Genomic DNA, 16179 nt, shown 5'->3' on the forward strand with positions numbered 1-16179 from the left:
GTAAAATTTTATTTTTAAGCCAACGCAGATACCAGAAAGGAAAAGGCTTTTAAGTCGCTTGACTTCTGTTACATAATTATGTCTTTTTACAGCTTCCTACCTATAAGTTTGTAAAAAGGCTAAATTTGACATTGAAAAATTTTAGTAAATTAGGATAATCAAAATGCTTGTTTTTATTATTCCACTCAAAAGCAAACGCATTTCTAAATCCTGGAAAGCTGTATCTGGCTTATTTGAAAGATGTGTAAAATCAATTTGCAACCAGACTACAAATAAATTTAGAGTTATTGTTGTTTGCAATGAAAAACCTAATATTGAATTTGAGCATCCTCATATCACGTATATTGAGCATGATTTTTCATTACCAGGATCGGATTATAAAAGTAAAGAATTAGACAGAACACGCAAAATTTTAACTGGATTAATCTATGCTAGGAATTTCAATCCTTCACACATTATGTGTGTTGATGCTGATGATTGTGTGAGTAAACATTTAGCAGAGTTTGTAAGTTGTAATCCTCATAGCTGTGGATGGTTGATCAAAAAAGGCTACATTTATTCTGACGGAAGTAGACTCATACGTATTATGAGAAAAGGATTTGACAGGTACTGCGGAACAAGCAATATTGTCAAATATGATTTGTATGATATACCCCAATATTTAGAAGACGTAGACTATGAGCAATACACAAATATCATATACAATTACTATAATCACAGAGAAATAGCATATACACTGTCTAAAAAAGGATTAATAATAGAGACACTACCTTTTATCGGTGCTGTTTACTATGTAAATCATGGTGAAAATATATATTATGGGGTTGAGAATAAAAATGGCAAAATTCCTCTTAAAGTTAAATTTTTAAGAGTCAAATCTTTATTTGATTATCGATGGTTAACTAACTCACTACGTGATGATTTTGGATTATAAATTAGCAAAAAATTAAATAAGCTCATATAATAATGCTCAAAACAAGAGCATTAAAATAATGTATAAAGTTAGCGTTTGTATTCCTACTTTTAATCGTGCTAACATTCTGCACTTTGCTATTGAAAGTGTACTCAATCAGAGTTACCAAGACTTTGAATTAATTGTTTGTGATGATGGCTCTAGTGACGGTACATCTGAGTTAATGTCACAGTATACAGACAACCGCATTAAATATATCCGTCATCCAGAAAATATTGGTAAAAGCAATAATATGCGCTCTGGTTTTGAGGCTGCCAGTGGTGAATATTTTATTAAATTTGATGATGACGATAGACTCACACCTGATTTTTTAGCACGTACTTCTGCTATTCTTGATCAAGAGTTTAATATTGATTTCGTTGGCACAGACCATTGGATAATTGATATTAATAATATCCGGCAGCAGGATAAAACTCAAGATAATTCTGCTCGATGGGGTAGGAAAAACTTACCAGCAGGTATTGTTAATAATTTACTAGAAGTTGTTTTTATTCGGCAAAGTTTTCAAATAGGGGCAACTCTATTTCGTCGGCAAACTTTGCAAGAATTGGGATTTATGCTCCCTAATTGGCAAAATTGTGAAGATAATGATTTATTTGTGCGTCTGGCTTTGGCTGGGAAAAAAGGCTATTATTTACCAGAATTGTTGATGGAATATCGCTGCCATGCAGAACAGCAAGGTATTAATCGAGCAATTCCTTATTTAGTTGATAAAGTTAAGTATTTAGAAAGTTATAAATTTGAATCACATAAATTAGAGTCTGTTAGGAAAAATCGGCTTGCTGAAGCTCAGTTAATATTAGGTTTGCGTCTAATTGAAAAAGGTGAAGTTCAATCAGGAAGAGAGCTAGTTTTGGCGGGTAAGTCTTTTTCAAATACTAAAGCGTGGACTGGTTTAGGCTTATCGTTTTTGCCAATTGGATTGAGAGATAAAGCATTTAATGCGTTGCGTAGGGTGCAGGGATAAATGCTTCACGCAAAGGCGCAAAGAAAAACGAGAATTACATAAATTACCTACTTTTTGGAATAGTTGGAGTAGGCTGGTAATTTGAGTTAGACCTTAACTGACTCATCAAGAAAATTGTACCAATAGTTAAACTAATGGATAAGAGCGCGATCGCTTATTCAGTAAACTAATCTTCTACGTTTAAACTTTCTATGATATCAAGCATTTTTTTGACACTTATACCTTTCTGCATATTCTTGCCATGTGGAACTTTAACTCTCTCTATCACGTCATCTAAAGATTTAAAGTCTTCTTTTTGGCGTTCATTTACTACTGCTGCTGCTATCTGATTAGCTCTTTTTGAATTAAAGCCAGCATTCAGTAATTTTTTAACAATTCTGTCTACATTCAATTTTTTGAACGCTTCTAAAGGTTCAACTTTATCAGCCAAACGTTTTTTAAGCTCCTTGTTTTCAGTTTCTAACTTTACCTTAGCAGTTGATTCTTCCAATAGTTGCTTAGTGAGCTTTTCAAAACGTGATTCTAAATTGGTTAAGAATTTTTCTAAATCTTTTGAGGTGAAGCTTACTTCTTTTGAATTATCATCCTTTGATTTTCTAAATACTTGAACTTGCTTCGTTAAAATACCCTCATTTTCAGGTTCAATAATAAATACCCCTATCATCTCGCCTTTACGAGGGTCTATTTCTCTAGCTCTGGTTGCAGCATAATATTCAAAGTCTCCATTGATTACCTCGTATGATTGTAGGCTAGTTCTACGAATCACTATAGGGTTAATAACTCCTTCAGACTCTAAGATTAATTTCGCAGCCTTTTCTATATCATCTTCTGCAAAAGTTGAACGAGGCTTACTAGAGGTAATTTTTTTGACAGCAACAAGTGATGTAGATAATTTCATTAAGCCAACCCTATCTTTTGTAAAACTTCTATTGCTAGTAACTCAAATTCTTGTGCGGCAGTTGAATCAGGTTTAAAATCAATTACAGAAACAGGATCGGCAACTTCCATATCTCCAATAATCAAAAATTTTTCAGCGCACTTTGCTAGATCATCTCTTTCGTAAATCACAGTATCCATAACGTTAATATCGTAACGTTTTGAAATTTTTTCTATTCTATTTTTTAAAGTTGATTGTACAAATCTAGCATTCGTAGATATTTTACAAGCTAGGACACCTAATATTTCAATTGGTGGTTTTTTGATTTGCTTCCTAAATCCGTTTACAGTTTTTATAAACTCTTTTACATTGGTTAATCCTTGATTGGCAAATGGTTTTAGATCAGAAGGGATAATAAGATAATCTGCTGCTATTAATGCAATTCTTGCGTAAAGATTTAAAGAAGGTGGAGTATCAATGAGTACAACATCATATTTATCATTTACCTCTTCCAGTTTGTCAATTAATATCAACCTACTATAATCAAGAGCATTCAAATCAGTTTCATTTTTCATTAAATCAATGTGTGCAGGAACAACATGAATTTCTGGATCGCTAAAATTAGACTTCCTTGCTACCTCTGAAATTGAATAAAAATCCTCTGATTGCAATATATGGAAAATATTAGAATCTTTGATATCATCAAATTCTTCATCATCAAATTTAACTAAACCTGTGGCAAATGTAGTGTTAGCTTGGCTATCAAGGTCAATAACTAGAACTCTTTTACCCTTCTTTCTGATAGCAGCAGCTAGATTAACTACAGTAGTTGTTTTACCTACTCCACCTTTGTTATGGTAAACTGCGATTATTTTCATTGAATGTTGCCTCTTAATTTGAACAAGGGGATTTTTTTCAATTATTGGCATTTCTGAATTAACTTTTGATTGTTCTGCTTTTAGGATTTCCCTACCAATTAACCTTGTAATTTCCTCTATTTTCGTTTCAACTTCATTACCAGAACACTGAAAAACTAGCTGAACATCATAAGATAATTTTTTATAAATTCGGATTTCCTTACCATTAGTTAATAATCCATATCTCACATTTAGGCTCGTTAAATAATGCCTAAGCCGAGGGACATGATTATTTAAGTTTTGTTTAGGGTGCTTTGCTTCCATAACCACACTCAGCGGTGAGTTGGCATCTAAAACAAAGGGAACCACTTGTGCCGCAAATGCTAAGAAATCTAAACGGATGCTACCAACGGCAACTTCTTGATGCCAGGTATCAGGAGTATATCCTAGCTGTGGTAGCAAATATTGCACTATGAGTTTACTTTCAACTTCGCTTTCGTTACGACACAGCTCAGGATTAAAAGACAATATGTTTCTACCTCTAAAAAATTACACTTGTTGAATAGAGCCTGATAACTGCGTGATTATGGCATGGGTCGAGATATTTTAAGTAATAGATATTACTTAAATTGTTGTTAATAAATGTGATTTTTAATAGTATTTTCACTGATGAAGTAGCTACCTTGCAGAGGTTTATACACTTATACCTCAATAAAGCATCCGGGACTGCTATAATCTGACTGCTTCAATCGAGGAAATATCGCTTACATCACTCTTGCCAGTTGGGAAAAATATTAAATTTAGCAAAAGTTTCACTATATTAGCAAAGGTGTACGCTACCTAGATGGGAATGCGTCATCGGAGGAATTAACCAATGGGATATGTAATTGCAACTGCAAATATGAAAGGTGGTGTCGGTAAAACTACCCTCACTGTCAATTTAGCAACTTGTTTAGCTAAGAATTATGGCAAGCGGGTGCTTGTTCTGGACTTAGACAGCCAAATTAGTGCCACACTCAGTCTAATGTCGCCTTTGGAATTTGCCAAGCGTCGCAAAAATAGAAAGACGTTTAGATATCTGATAGACCAAGTTATCACTCCGGAACCAAACGCCACACAAACAATTCAGGATATTGTTCAGTCTCAGGTTTGTAACCAGCCAGGGCTGGATTTATTGCCAGGAGATATCGATTTATATGATGAATTTGTTGTTTCAGAAATGCTGCATCAACAATCTGTTGCGTTGGGTGAGCAGGATTTTGAAACTGTTTGGAACCGCTTTGAAAGGGTGTTAATTAATAACATCTTAAAACCAGTTCGCCAAGAGTATGATTTTATCCTTTTGGATTGTGCGCCTGGTTACAATCTCATGACTCGTAGCGCTTTAGCTTGCAGTGATTTTTATATACTTCCTGCCAAACCAGAACCTTTATCTGTAGTAGGTATTCAACTGCTGGAAAGACGCATTGGGCAATTAAAAGACAGCCACGAACATGAAGCAAAAATCAATATAAAAATGCTGGGTATTGTATTCAGTATGTCGAGTGCAAATCTCCTCACTGGCAGATACTATAAACAAGTCATGCATCGCGTTGTTGAAGATTTTGGCGTAGATAAAATTTGTAAGAACCAAATTCCAGTTGATGTAAATGTGGCTAAGGCTGTTGATAGTTTTATGCCGGCTGTTTTAATGAGTCCTCAATCTCCTGGTTCAAAAGCATTTCTTCAGTTAACTCAAGAGTTGTTGCAGAAGTTATAGTCAGTGCTGAGTGAGGAGTTAAGAGTTATTTTCTTCACTCCTCACGGCTAATTTTTAAAACTCTCCTGCTAAGGCTGCAACACACCGTTCGCAAAGTAGGGGATGTTCTTTTGATTCTCCCACGTGGATGGAGTAGTTCCAACAGCGATCGCACTTCTCCCCATCTGCATTCACTACACCAATTCCCCAGCTATCTGACTGCAAATTGTACTTCAATCCTTGCAGTGCTTCTGGGGTATCCAAGACTTCTACCTGAGAAGTAATAAACAGATAGCGGAGTTCATCAATACCGTTACCAATAGCAGGATTCAGTGCTTTTACAGAAGAGCGTAATTGCTCATCATTGATATATAGCAAGACTTTTGCCTCTAGGGAAGAACCAATTAATTTTTCTACCCTAGCTTGCTCTAGCACTTTATTAACCTCAGTACGGATTTGCCGGATTTGTTGCCAGAATTCTACCAACTTCGGATTATGCCACTTCTGGTCTAACTGCACCCAACCGGATTCAAATACCGATTTGTAAGGCGTTTTGTAAGGGAGATGTTGCCAAATGTCTTCGGCGGTGTGGCATAACACTGGTGCGATCGCTCGTGCTAAATTCTCTAAAGCTATCTTCAGCACTGTTTGACAACTGCGACGGCGGAAACCATTCGGCGTACTGATGTAGAGTCTATCCTTGGCAGTATCGAGATAAAAGTTGGATAAATCCACAACGCAGAAATTCTGCACTGTTTGGAAAAAGCGGAAGAATTGGAAACTTTCAAACGCTTCTGTAACTTCACCAAACACCTCGGTGATGCGGTGCAGCATATATTTGTCGAGTTCTGGCAATTCCTCAAAAGGTACTGCATCCTTTTCTGGGTCGAAGTCATGCAAGCTACCCAGTAAGAACCGTGCTGTATTGCGAATCTTACCTCTAACATCGTTTAGCTGCTTGATGATGTTGCTACCTATACGCACATCAGAGGTGTAATCTACCGACGACACCCACAACCGCAACACGTCAGCACCATAGGGGGGTTCTTTTTTCTGGTCTTTACCGCCGACAATCATCACTTGGGGATCGACCACATTCCCCAGTGACTTACTCATCTTCCGCCCTTGTTCATCCAGCACAAAGCCGTGAGTCAGCACAGTTTTGTAAGGTGCGATGCCATTCACCGCTACACTGGTGAGCAAACTTGACTGGAACCAACCGCGATGCTGGTCTGAACCTTCTAGATACATATCTGCGGGGTAGCGCAATTCTGGACGCTGCTTGGCTACAGCTGCCCAAGATGACCCAGAATCAAACCAGACATCCATTGTGTCAGTACCTCTGCGGTAAGACCGACCATTATTGCGGTATTGTTCTGGTAACAACTCCTCTACCGACAGTTCCCACCAAGCATCGGAACTTTTTTCAGCGATAATAGCTTGGACGTGGTTGATAGTTTCTTCAGTCAGCAGTGGTTCCCCAGTTTCTTCATCGTAGAAAACGGGAATTGGCACACCCCAAGCCCGCTGACGGGAGATACACCAATCAGAACGTTCCGCCACCATTGGCGTGATGCGATTTTCACCTTGGGCTGGAATCCATTTTACCGAGGCGATCGCTTTTAGTGCTTCTTCTCTAAATCCTTCCACCGAAGCGAACCATTGTTCAGTAGCGCGGAAAATTGTCGGCTTTTTCGTCCGCCAGTCGTAAGGATATTTGTGTTGATAGGGTTCTTCCTTCAGCAAGGAACCAGCCGCAGTTAACGCATCAATTACCGCCTGATTTCCATCACCCAGCACATTCAACCCAGCAAATTGTCCCGCCTCGTCGGTAAAATTACCGTTATCATCCACTGGTGCAAGGATAGGTAACCCATAGCGCTGACCAACAATGTAGTCTTCTTGACCATGACCAGGGGCAGTGTGTACCAACCCCGTACCCGACTCAGTAGTAATATAATCGCCACCTACAACAACCGGGCTTTCGCGGTCAAATAAAGGATGACGGTAGGTGATATGTTCTAAATCTTTCCCTTTGAATGTGGCTTTTACTGTTAGTTCAACTTCTAAAGTAGAAGCTAAACCTTCCACCAAATCAGCTGCAACGATGAGATATTTGAAATGACTGTGCGCGACTTCTACCACAACATAGTTGAGGTCTGCATTCACCGCCACAGCCAAGTTACCAGGAATTGTCCAAGGCGTAGTTGTCCAGATAGCGACACCCAAATCTGGTAAATATTCTCCCAGCAGTGGTTTTGCAGACTCTGACAATCCAGTGACCGGAAAAGCAGCGTAGATACTGCGAGAAGTGTGCCCTTCTGGATATTCCAACTCAGCTTCAGCTAAAGCAGTCTTAGAACTGGGACTCCAGTGAACCGGCTTCAAACCGCGATAGATGTAACCTTTTAACACCATCTGACCGAAAACACCAATTTGAGCAGCTTCATATTCCGGCTTCAAAGTCAGATAAGGGTTATCCCAATCACCCCAAACACCATAGCGTTTAAAACTTTGGCGTTGGTCATCTACTGTTGCTAGGGCAAATTCTTTCGCTTTCTGCCGCAGTTGTAAGGGTGTGAGATTTTGCCGTTCTGCTGACTTCATGTTCTGCAAAACTTTCAGTTCAATTGGCAAGCCGTGGCAGTCCCAACCAGGCACATAACGAACCTTACGCCCCCTTAGCAGTTGGTAGCGGTTAATAATATCTTTGAGAATTTTATTTAAGGCATGACCAGTATGAAGTGAGCCATTAGCGTAGGGCGGCCCATCGTGCAGTATAAATAATTCGCCGGGGTTATTTTGCGAGAGGCGATCGTAAATTTTATTTTCTTCCCAAAATTTTTGGATTTCCGGCTCACGCTTGAGCGCGTTTGCCCGCATATCAAAGTTCGTTTTGGGTAGATTTACAGTATCTTTGTAACTTCCTGCTTCTGTCACAGTCTCATGCCTAAGATTAGTTGTCCAGGTTTTATCAATTATAGAAGATGACATGAAGACCAAAATTCGCTATTTTATTCAGCTTTACAGTGATGGGTGGGTTAGTTAAAGTACTACTGAGTAAAAGGTATTACAAATTGCTGAGAGCTTTTCTTTAGAAATTATGCTCTCAAGCTGGGTTTGAAGCACACCCTATATCCTTAGAGTGTAATGACATATTGGCTAGAGTGGGGCGATCGCATACGGGAAGAACAAAGTCAAAATCCAAATCTAGTTGTAGAAAAACTACGAAAATTAAAAGCTGGAAAAATGGCCATTCAATCTTCTAGGAAGTAGCGATCGCACTACATACGTAAATTAGTATCTGCTTGATTCTACACAAATCTGTCATCACCACTTCATCCCACCCCTCTTGTTGGAGTGGGCTTTCTCGCCGGCTTTCGGTAAACCAATAATTCCTCATACCTAATCTGAAGAACTCCCGTCCCGCCGTCCTAGTTCATAAATACCGGAACCAATAGAAGCAAGTATGCCTGTGCTAATTCCCCAACTAGGGCCCAAACTGATTTCTACGCCCCAGTGAACTAAAGCACCAACTATCAAAAAAGGCACAATACTAAACACAGAGGCGTAAAAAGCGTTTTGGGATTCTCTGCCCTTACGAGTCTTTTCAAATTCTGATTGGCTGGTGTAAAGCGATCGCTCGGCAAAGTTAAACCAACGGTTTAGCTGTTCAATTACCCATTCACTGAGCGGGGAAAAAGCTAGATATAGCGCCAAAGACCACAAACTCGCTCCCGCGATCGCGATTTTGTCCAATTCAATGTGGAAAGGCAAAATTTCAGTCAGCATAGCTTGTGGAAGTAGCGCTGGGGTTAATTATTGCTTTAAAGCTTGATATTTAAACAATTTTAAGCATAAAAGTCACCAGATTGTGCCAAATTGACAACTTTTTTGCTAGAAGTTATCTCAGAGCCAATTTTTTTGTAGCTAGCAATGTATGAATTTGACCTTTAAACATATCCGTAATTACTAGCATAGTATTTTAATATTAAATGTTACCCAATCCGTAATTACTAGCTAACAAGTACGCCCATTGTCGATTATACTTATTTACTGAAATGTATTAAAAATACTGAATTCTTTCTGATTTTCTAATTTGTTATTCTGATTAGCTGATAGCACAAATTTGACGGACAAAAAGCATAGTACTGTCAGCTAAATAGCTTGACATAGCAATATCTTCAAGTAAAGTTTGCCATGTCACTAATATTGAGATATGAATAATAAATTGGCTTTAATAGCAACTTTTAAAATTACATTCAACCGAAATTCTCAGTGAATTAATCGATATTTTGATGGGATTGGGGTATAAAAAAATGAGTAATGGGCAGCAAAAAATAGTAGTTTCTGGAGCCACTTTATTAATATTAGGATTGGGACTTGTAAGTTCAATCACTCTATTACCTAAGCCAGAAATTGCCAGAGCTAGAGAAGCTAAGTCAAATAATGTAAATGTAGGCAACGCTTGGCTAGCCGCCTCTTTTCCTGTAGAAAATTTTCAAGCTTATACCTCGGCCTTTGGATATCGCCGTTCTGCTACTGGTGGCGATAGTTGGGAATTTCATGGTGGTTTAGATATTGCTGCACCACAAGGTAGTTACATTCGCAATTGGTGGGCAGGTACAGTAATTAAAGTAGGCGATCGCAATGCCTGCGGCACTCATATAGTAATTAGATCAGGGCAATGGGAACACACTTATTGTCACATGGAAGGAAATGTTGAAACTGCATCCGGTCGTCGTTATCTAGTGGATCGCACAGGTGGAATTCAAATAGCCGAAGGTCAACAAATACCAACCGGTCTTAGAATTGGTAGAGTAGGAATGACAGGACGCACAACCGGGCCTCACCTCCATTGGGGGCTAAAGTATGGTAGCAACTATGTAGATCCAGCTATGGTGCTGCGAGAAATGTTTTCACAACAGCAAATTGCTAGAAGAAGTGGATCAAAAGTTAACGCTCAACAGTCACAAGTCATAATTGAAGAGTCTAAATATACTCAAGATTATGGTTATTAATTTATAGAAAGCGGCGGAAAATTCCATGCCTTTGTGGATAGACGAGGTTGCTCTCCCCGCTGCACTACCGTGTACACACAAGTCTTTGAGAGTTGTCCCACAGGCTTTTGATCCCCCCAACCCCCCTTTTTAAGGGGGGCTAAAATCCCTCAAAGTCCTCCAATTTATCGGAGGATAATGACGGATCTACAATGATTTCGGTTTAGTACACAGATGTGTGTACACCGTAGCCCCGCTGCATGGGGCATAGGGCATTGGTAACTTCTTTCCTATGCCCCATACCTAAAAACTCCATCCCCTTGTGGATGGAGTTTTTTATTGCAATTGAGCGTTTTGGCTGCTTTGGGGTGCTAGTGTAATCGACTGAGCAATAATGGCAGGCCTATTTATATACTCTGTATAGTATTCGTCCTCTAAATTCACATTAAACTCTCTTTCAATATCAGGAATTACTAAATTGCGAAGTTGACCAGTCACTTGAACTTTTACATTTTTATCGGTAGGCAGATTGAAAGGCACACCAGAAGCGTTCACAACTAATATCGGTTCTCTATTAAGTAGTGGCTGATCGTTAACAGTGAAAGAGCTAAAACCTACCTTATCAACTGGCCTGCTTCTAACGGTTACAGTTTTATCAATAAATGTATCTGTGTTATTGACTATTTCAGATGTATTGATAAAGCCTGAAGAAGCGCTTGTATTCTGATCGTTAGTATAGCCAAATCTAATGAATGCAGCTATTATTACCAAAGAAACCATTACAGCTAGATCGCCAAAACCTAGAGTCCGACTGCGGCTTTGAGTACTGGTATCACGCTCAGACTGCTTTTTATCAAGTGTATTCATAGGTTAAAAGTTCTAATTATTGATTGATGACTAACTTGCTGAAAAATAAAGAAAATTTGAAATTAAACACAAAGAACTGTTAATTTACTTAAATAAGCAATTATCTCAAGCGACAAATAATTTAAATTATTTTGTTGATTTTATATTAGTTATTTAAAATAATAATTTCTTCTAACTGAAGTGAGAAATTTTATATTAAATACAAATCATTGACAATACTATAGATAGAGCCAGATACGTCTAATAGTACAGGCTGGAAAGATAAATATTTATTACTGAATATATAGATTTCTACATTGCATATTTGCTGGATGATTTTCTCACGCAGAGACGCAGAGAGAATGAGGATTCTGAGATTTTAATGCCAAAATTTCATTCCTTGTTTTAGCAACGCCAGATTTTCTACATTGTTGTGTCAGGGATGATGTAATTAATGAAGCACTCACCGATATTTTGAATGAATTACTTTTGCGTGAGGTTAATTATACTTTTACTCAGCAACGCCCAATTATTAGACAATGTTATTTCATTGGTTTGAACCGTTGCGAACACGCTCAAGAAATGCAGGATAATTTTCCAAATCTTCTAAAGACTGTAAGGGCGGCATTTCAATCTAGTTAGCTTCTGCATGTAACTTGTCCACATAAGCATAAAATGCTTCTTGATCATCCCGATGAGCCAAAATGTAGGCATGTAAATCTTTCTGACTCATTGCCTGAAAGTTAGGTTTGCTCATTGCACGTACCTCCATCTGCTAATAATTATATTTGTGCCTTCTGCGCTTCACAGCAATGGCATCAGCAACCGAGATACTCTCACGGCTAACTTGAACCATAAAGGTTTTCTTTGGTATTCAGCGAAATCAACAGCAATAGAAACAGCTAAATCATCCTCTAACATTTTCTCCACACTTTCCACAAATTGGGGTGCGGCAACAAAGCCCATGACTTCAAAGTTGAGAAAAAATGAGCGGTTATCTAAATTGACAGTTCCTACCCCTGCGATATCTTCATCGATGAGGATGATTTTCTGGTGCATAAACCCATGTTTGTAGCGATACAGTTTAATACCGATCGCCTCCATCTCGCTATAGTAAGAGAAAGAACAGAGATAAACAAACAAGTGATCCGGGCGGTTTGGTAAGATAATTCGCACGTCTACACCGCGCATGGCTGCTAGTTTCAAGGCTGTCAAAGTTGCCTCATCCGGTACAAAATAAGGAGTAGCAATCCACAGGCGAGTCTGAGCTTGATTGATCGCATTTACAAAAAATAGATTACAGGCTTTGAGTTGATCTGCGGGGCCTGTAGGCAGCACAAATGCAGTTTGGTTGATTTTCTCGTTAGCTTTAATCTGCCAGTTTACATCCAGAAATTGTCGAGTTGCCCAGTACCAATCTTGTAGAAAGGAAGCTTGCAGGCTTTGAACAGTGGGGCCTTGCAACTTCATGTGGGTATCACGCCAGGGACTGAGGCGGGGATTTTTTCCTAAGTATTCATCACCAATATTCAATCCACCTAAAAATGCTGTTTCACCATCCACTACCAAAATCTTGCGATGGTTGCGAAAGTTGAGTTGGAAACGATTACCTTTGCCTTTAGTAGTGTGGAATGCACTTACTTGAATGCCATGTTTGCATAAAGACTCAATATAGGAGCGAGATAATTTGTTGGAACCAATTTCATCGTAAAGGAAGTAAACTTTTATTCCTTGTTTTGCCTTATCAATCAACGCGTCCTTAAACTCGTTGCCTGCCTCGTCATCATAAACAATGTAGGATTGCAGCAAAATATAATTTGTGGCGAATGCGATCGCTTTTAACATCGCCTCATAGGTTTGTTGGCCATCTATGAGTAATTCGGCTGCATTACCTGATGTAAAGGGAATACCTGTAAAAGCCTCAGCCAGTGGTTGCAACTGTGCTAACTTCTCTGGCGGTGCGGTCTTAAATTTAGCAATATTAACGTAGGTTTGGCGAGCCAGCTTATGATGTTTGGTGTAAACTAAGCGCAGAGCTTCGGCATATCCATGAAATTTAGTTCTGCCGAGAATCCAATATAACGGAACGGCTAACCAAGGAAAGGTGACTAGAGAAATTCCCCAGGCGATCGCCCCTTGAGAAGAACGCACATTCATCACCGCATGGGCAGCGTGCAAAATCCCCAAGCCATGAACCACAACCGTAACTGCACTATAAAGAGTTATAACACCACTATCTACAAGCATCCCCATTCATTGAGTATCGGTATAATAAAATTCTGCCAGTAATGGCTTGTGATCGGAAGAACAAATGTGGTCTAGTACTTTAGCCCTGGCTTTGTATTCGCTGAGTCCTCGGTAAAAGATATAGTCTAGGGGAGGCGATAACAGGAACCGTTTAATTTTCTTGCTCTCATCAGGTGCAAAAGCTACTGGCATTAACCCCAGTCGAGTAACCGCTTTATATAAAAGTACTGCTCTTTTTCGACTCCAGGTATTAAAATCTCCTGAAAATATAATCGGCCCTTGATGTGCAGATAACGCTAATTCTAAATCATGCAGTTGGGTTTTAAATTTATTTATATCTACAAAATTGATTAGATGGCTATTGATAGTTAAGATATTATCTTTATGATTAGATAAAGAATATTCGGTAATCAGAGAAACTTTAGGAGTTCTAATAATAGGTTCATGATGTTTAGTGATAATTGCTCTCTTCGTGAGTGGGCTAATTTTAGCTGCCGTGAGGATTCCCGAATAAGTCTGATGATGAGCATCGATAAAGTTAGGCGCAAAATTCCAACTCATATCTATCAATTTGACTAAACTTGCTGCCCTCATTTCCAAGCGAAATTCTTGCAAAAAAATTAGGTCTGGTTGGTATTGTTCAACTATAGTTAAAAAATCTCTAACCCAAATTTTGTCGGAATTCTTCTTAGCAATGTTCCAATTGAGAACTTTAATTGATAAAGCATTTAGTTCTGTTTGTAGTATATGGCTTCTATCAATTGTGGATTCTTGCGTGCGAAGAAACCTATAAGATGGTACAAATTTTCTTGTGAAAGTAGCTACGTGCTTTTTTAGACTCAGCATTATTAAAAGTTAACTGGGCTTCATCTAGCTTAACTCTCGTAGTTATATTATGTCCGTTTGCATTTGCTATTTCGAGAGTCACAATTACTATTTCGAGAGTCACAATTACTATTTCGAGAGTCACAATTACTATTTCGGGAGTCACAATTGCTATTTCGAGAGACACAATTACTATTTCGGGAGTCACAATTACTATTTCGGGAGTCACAATTGCTGTTTCGGCGATCGCAATTACTATTTCGGAGTACTCATTTACTGTTTCGGCGATCAGTGTTGCTGATTGCGTTGGCATTAATTAAAATACCGATAAAGCCGCTATTACTTTGTCAAAATTACGGCAATACACTTGTTGGTTGTACTCTTGCCAATCTTTATCTTATGAGTACTAAATTTTGAGGTTTTGTGTCATTCTGTTGTTGTCCATAGATGGGTAGGGGAGCCACTCCGTTGGGCGGCTTTGCCGACTTGAAGGAAGTGGCGTCGCACGGCAGTGCCGTGCCCTTACGAATAATTTATGTGTCGCAAACATTATTTGAATTAGTATAAGTTTTTCAGGCAAGTCTGCAAATCAGGTAATATAATTTGATCAGCTTACATTCCTGATTTATTTGAAAAGTCAGGGATGTTGTTATTCACAAATGATTTAAAATTGCCATATTAAGTAACATACTCACTCTATTACATACAAATATTAAAATTAGGCAAAAGTATTTATTGCCTAAATCTCCAACTTTGGTTGGCTGATATCGTATCCGATTAAAGACTTGCGTTAAGATACCTTGTCTGTACCCAGTTGAGATAAATCCATCAAATTCGCTAACTTATAAACAATCCGCGCACCGACATTTCCATCCCACTCAGCATCACCGACTTCGCAGACATCAAAGCCAATAATTTTTTTACCACTCTTCACCAATTCCCGGAATAGACAATAAGCTTGCTCTAATTCGAGTCCACCGGGAACAGGAGTACCTGTACTCGAACAGAGTTTGGGATCTAGACCATCGGCATCAAAGCTAATGTAAACATATTCGGGTAAATGGCTGACAATTTCTCGACACAACTCAATCCAAGTTGTTCCAGAGTAGAGTTTTTGTTTAATCGCTGGGTCGTAATATGCAACAATGCGATCGCTAGATTGGTTAATCATTTCCACTTCATCATGAGAAATATCACGCAACCCTACTTGTACTAACTTAGTAATTTGCGGTATTTTCATCGCATTGAACATGATCGATGCATGAGAAAATTCAAATCCCTCATAAGCATCGCGTAAATCTGCGTGGGCATCAATGTGCAAAACGCCATAGTTGGCATAATTAGCTGCTAATGCTTGGAAATATCCTAAAGGTGAACTGTGATCGCCACCAATAACGGCGACTCGCTTACCATCGTTAATTGCTTTTTGGCAATTTTCAAGCAGCCATTGATTTACCTGTTGACAAGCCTGATTAATTTCTGCCAGTACAGGTGTTAAATCTGGTGCATCTGTCAGTGGTTTACCTTGGGCGAGTCGCTCGATAATTTGTGCAGCTAATGCGCGATAGTATTGGTTTTTCTCTAAAATATCCTGGGGAATTTCTACCATAAAAATTCCCTGTTTCCATCCATCAGGATTATCAAAATCAAATAAATCCAATTGAACCGAAGCATCTAAAACTTGCTGGGGGCCGTTAGCAGTACCTGCACCATAAGAAACGGTAACTTCCCAAGGTACTCCAAATACAATAAGCTTTGCAGACTCATAATCGAACGGCAAACCTAAGAGGTTGCCATTGATTTCACCTACGCCGCTGGGATTGTAGTCCTGTAGTTGATTAGCCATAAC

General features: G+C 38.8%; 15 protein-coding genes. 5 read left to right on the plus strand and 10 right to left on the minus strand.

The genetic code is table 11. The annotated features are described in order from the left end of the window. The first annotated feature begins 163 nt into the window (after window positions 1–163). Together AC5JL8_RS05005 and AC5JL8_RS05010 are read left to right on the plus strand one after the other, a co-directional pair. Entirely contained in the window at window positions 164–934 is a 771-nt protein-coding gene (locus tag AC5JL8_RS05005; RefSeq protein ID WP_495878675.1) for a glycosyltransferase family 2 protein, read from the plus strand. Window positions 935–992: 58 nt separating this feature from the next. Next, a complete protein-coding gene (locus tag AC5JL8_RS05010) occupies window positions 993–1940 on the plus strand; it encodes a glycosyltransferase family 2 protein (RefSeq protein WP_495878676.1) in 948 nt (315 codons plus the stop codon). Between the two features lie 166 nt (window positions 1941–2106). Here AC5JL8_RS05010 and AC5JL8_RS05015 read toward each other — a convergent pair whose 3' ends face one another. Together AC5JL8_RS05015 and AC5JL8_RS05020 are read right to left on the minus strand one after the other, a co-directional pair. Then, on the minus strand, window positions 2107–2838 hold the full coding sequence (locus tag AC5JL8_RS05015) for a ParB N-terminal domain-containing protein (protein WP_495878677.1): 732 nt from the start codon (window positions 2836–2838) through the stop codon (window positions 2107–2109). Continuing rightward, the gene (locus AC5JL8_RS05020) at window positions 2838–4202 is read right to left on the minus strand and encodes a ParA family protein (protein WP_495878678.1); all 1365 of its coding nucleotides are present in this window, start codon (window positions 4200–4202) and stop codon (window positions 2838–2840) included. The genes AC5JL8_RS05015 and AC5JL8_RS05020 overlap by 1 nt, the downstream gene beginning before the upstream one ends. A gap of 346 nt (window positions 4203–4548) precedes the next feature. On the opposite strand from AC5JL8_RS05020, the gene AC5JL8_RS05025 reads away from it, so the two are divergent. Next, window positions 4549–5433 (plus strand): ParA family protein, encoded by an 885-nt coding sequence (locus AC5JL8_RS05025; RefSeq protein WP_495878679.1) that lies wholly within the window; start codon window positions 4549–4551, stop codon window positions 5431–5433. 54 nt (window positions 5434–5487) lie between these two features. Here AC5JL8_RS05025 and ileS read toward each other — a convergent pair whose 3' ends face one another. Beyond that, window positions 5488–8352: an isoleucine--tRNA ligase gene (gene ileS, locus AC5JL8_RS05030; RefSeq protein WP_495878769.1), complete on the minus strand. Its 2865-nt coding sequence runs from the start codon at window positions 8350–8352 to the stop codon at window positions 5488–5490. Between the two features lie 210 nt (window positions 8353–8562). Here ileS and AC5JL8_RS05035 point away from each other — a divergent pair, with 210 nt between their 5' ends. Next, window positions 8563–8688: a hypothetical protein gene (locus AC5JL8_RS05035; RefSeq protein ID WP_495878680.1), complete on the plus strand. Its 126-nt coding sequence runs from the start codon at window positions 8563–8565 to the stop codon at window positions 8686–8688. Window positions 8689–8817: 129 nt separating this feature from the next. On the opposite strand, the gene AC5JL8_RS05040 is transcribed toward AC5JL8_RS05035, so the two are convergent. Next, complete coding sequence (locus tag AC5JL8_RS05040; RefSeq protein ID WP_495878681.1) at window positions 8818–9204, minus strand: hypothetical protein; 387 nt, start codon at window positions 9202–9204, stop codon at window positions 8818–8820. Between the two features lie 527 nt (window positions 9205–9731). Here AC5JL8_RS05040 and AC5JL8_RS05045 point away from each other — a divergent pair. Continuing rightward, window positions 9732–10433, plus strand: coding sequence for a M23 family metallopeptidase (locus AC5JL8_RS05045; protein ID WP_495878682.1), 702 nt, complete (start codon window positions 9732–9734; stop codon window positions 10431–10433). A gap of 315 nt (window positions 10434–10748) precedes the next feature. Here the strand turns inward: AC5JL8_RS05045 and AC5JL8_RS05050 are convergent, their stop codons facing one another. The 6 genes from AC5JL8_RS05050 to speB all read right to left on the minus strand — a co-directional run bounded on the left by AC5JL8_RS05050 (window position 10749) and on the right by speB (window position 16176). Next, window positions 10749–11279, minus strand: a complete 531-nt coding sequence (locus AC5JL8_RS05050; protein ID WP_495878683.1) for a hypothetical protein — start codon at window positions 11277–11279, stop codon at window positions 10749–10751. A gap of 613 nt (window positions 11280–11892) precedes the next feature. Beyond that, the gene (locus AC5JL8_RS05055; protein ID WP_495878684.1) at window positions 11893–12015 is read right to left on the minus strand and encodes a DUF6887 family protein; all 123 of its coding nucleotides are present in this window, start codon (window positions 12013–12015) and stop codon (window positions 11893–11895) included. Window positions 12016–12062: 47 nt separating this feature from the next. After that, window positions 12063–13505, minus strand: a complete 1443-nt coding sequence (gene cls / locus AC5JL8_RS05060) for a cardiolipin synthase (RefSeq protein WP_495878685.1) — start codon at window positions 13503–13505, stop codon at window positions 12063–12065. Between the two features lie 6 nt (window positions 13506–13511). After that, window positions 13512–14351: an endonuclease/exonuclease/phosphatase family protein gene (locus AC5JL8_RS05065; protein WP_495878686.1), complete on the minus strand. Its 840-nt coding sequence runs from the start codon at window positions 14349–14351 to the stop codon at window positions 13512–13514. Beyond that, on the minus strand, window positions 14293–14643 hold the full coding sequence (locus AC5JL8_RS05070) for a hypothetical protein (RefSeq protein WP_495878687.1): 351 nt from the start codon (window positions 14641–14643) through the stop codon (window positions 14293–14295). The genes AC5JL8_RS05065 and AC5JL8_RS05070 overlap by 59 nt, the downstream gene beginning before the upstream one ends. Before the next feature lie 477 nt (window positions 14644–15120). After that, the gene (gene speB / locus AC5JL8_RS05075; protein WP_495878688.1) at window positions 15121–16176 is read right to left on the minus strand and encodes an agmatinase SpeB; all 1056 of its coding nucleotides are present in this window, start codon (window positions 16174–16176) and stop codon (window positions 15121–15123) included. Between the last annotated feature and the right edge of the window lie 3 nt (window positions 16177–16179).

The sequence above is a fragment of the Mojavia sp. genome, from assembly GCF_059505145.1.

Coding starts and splice junctions, on each gene's coding strand:
- AC5JL8_RS05005 (WP_495878675.1), top strand. CDS start 164: ATGCTTGTTTTTATTATTCCACTCAAAAGCAAACGCATTTCTAAATCC.
- AC5JL8_RS05010 (WP_495878676.1), top strand. CDS start 993: ATGTATAAAGTTAGCGTTTGTATTCCTACTTTTAATCGTGCTAACATT.
- AC5JL8_RS05015 (WP_495878677.1), bottom strand. CDS start 2,838: ATGAAATTATCTACATCACTTGTTGCTGTCAAAAAAATTACCTCTAGT.
- AC5JL8_RS05025 (WP_495878679.1), top strand. CDS start 4,549: ATGGGATATGTAATTGCAACTGCAAATATGAAAGGTGGTGTCGGTAAA.
- AC5JL8_RS05035 (WP_495878680.1), top strand. CDS start 8,563: ATGACATATTGGCTAGAGTGGGGCGATCGCATACGGGAAGAACAAAGT.
- AC5JL8_RS05040 (WP_495878681.1), bottom strand. CDS start 9,204: ATGCTGACTGAAATTTTGCCTTTCCACATTGAATTGGACAAAATCGCG.
- AC5JL8_RS05045 (WP_495878682.1), top strand. CDS start 9,732: ATGAGTAATGGGCAGCAAAAAATAGTAGTTTCTGGAGCCACTTTATTA.
- AC5JL8_RS05050 (WP_495878683.1), bottom strand. CDS start 11,279: ATGAATACACTTGATAAAAAGCAGTCTGAGCGTGATACCAGTACTCAA.
- AC5JL8_RS05055 (WP_495878684.1), bottom strand. CDS start 12,015: ATGAGCAAACCTAACTTTCAGGCAATGAGTCAGAAAGATTTACATGCC.
- cls (WP_495878685.1), bottom strand. CDS start 13,505: ATGCTTGTAGATAGTGGTGTTATAACTCTTTATAGTGCAGTTACGGTT.
- AC5JL8_RS05065 (WP_495878686.1), bottom strand. CDS start 14,351: ATGCTGAGTCTAAAAAAGCACGTAGCTACTTTCACAAGAAAATTTGTA.
- AC5JL8_RS05070 (WP_495878687.1), bottom strand. CDS start 14,643: ATGCCAACGCAATCAGCAACACTGATCGCCGAAACAGTAAATGAGTAC.
- speB (WP_495878688.1), bottom strand. CDS start 16,176: ATGGCTAATCAACTACAGGACTACAATCCCAGCGGCGTAGGTGAAATC.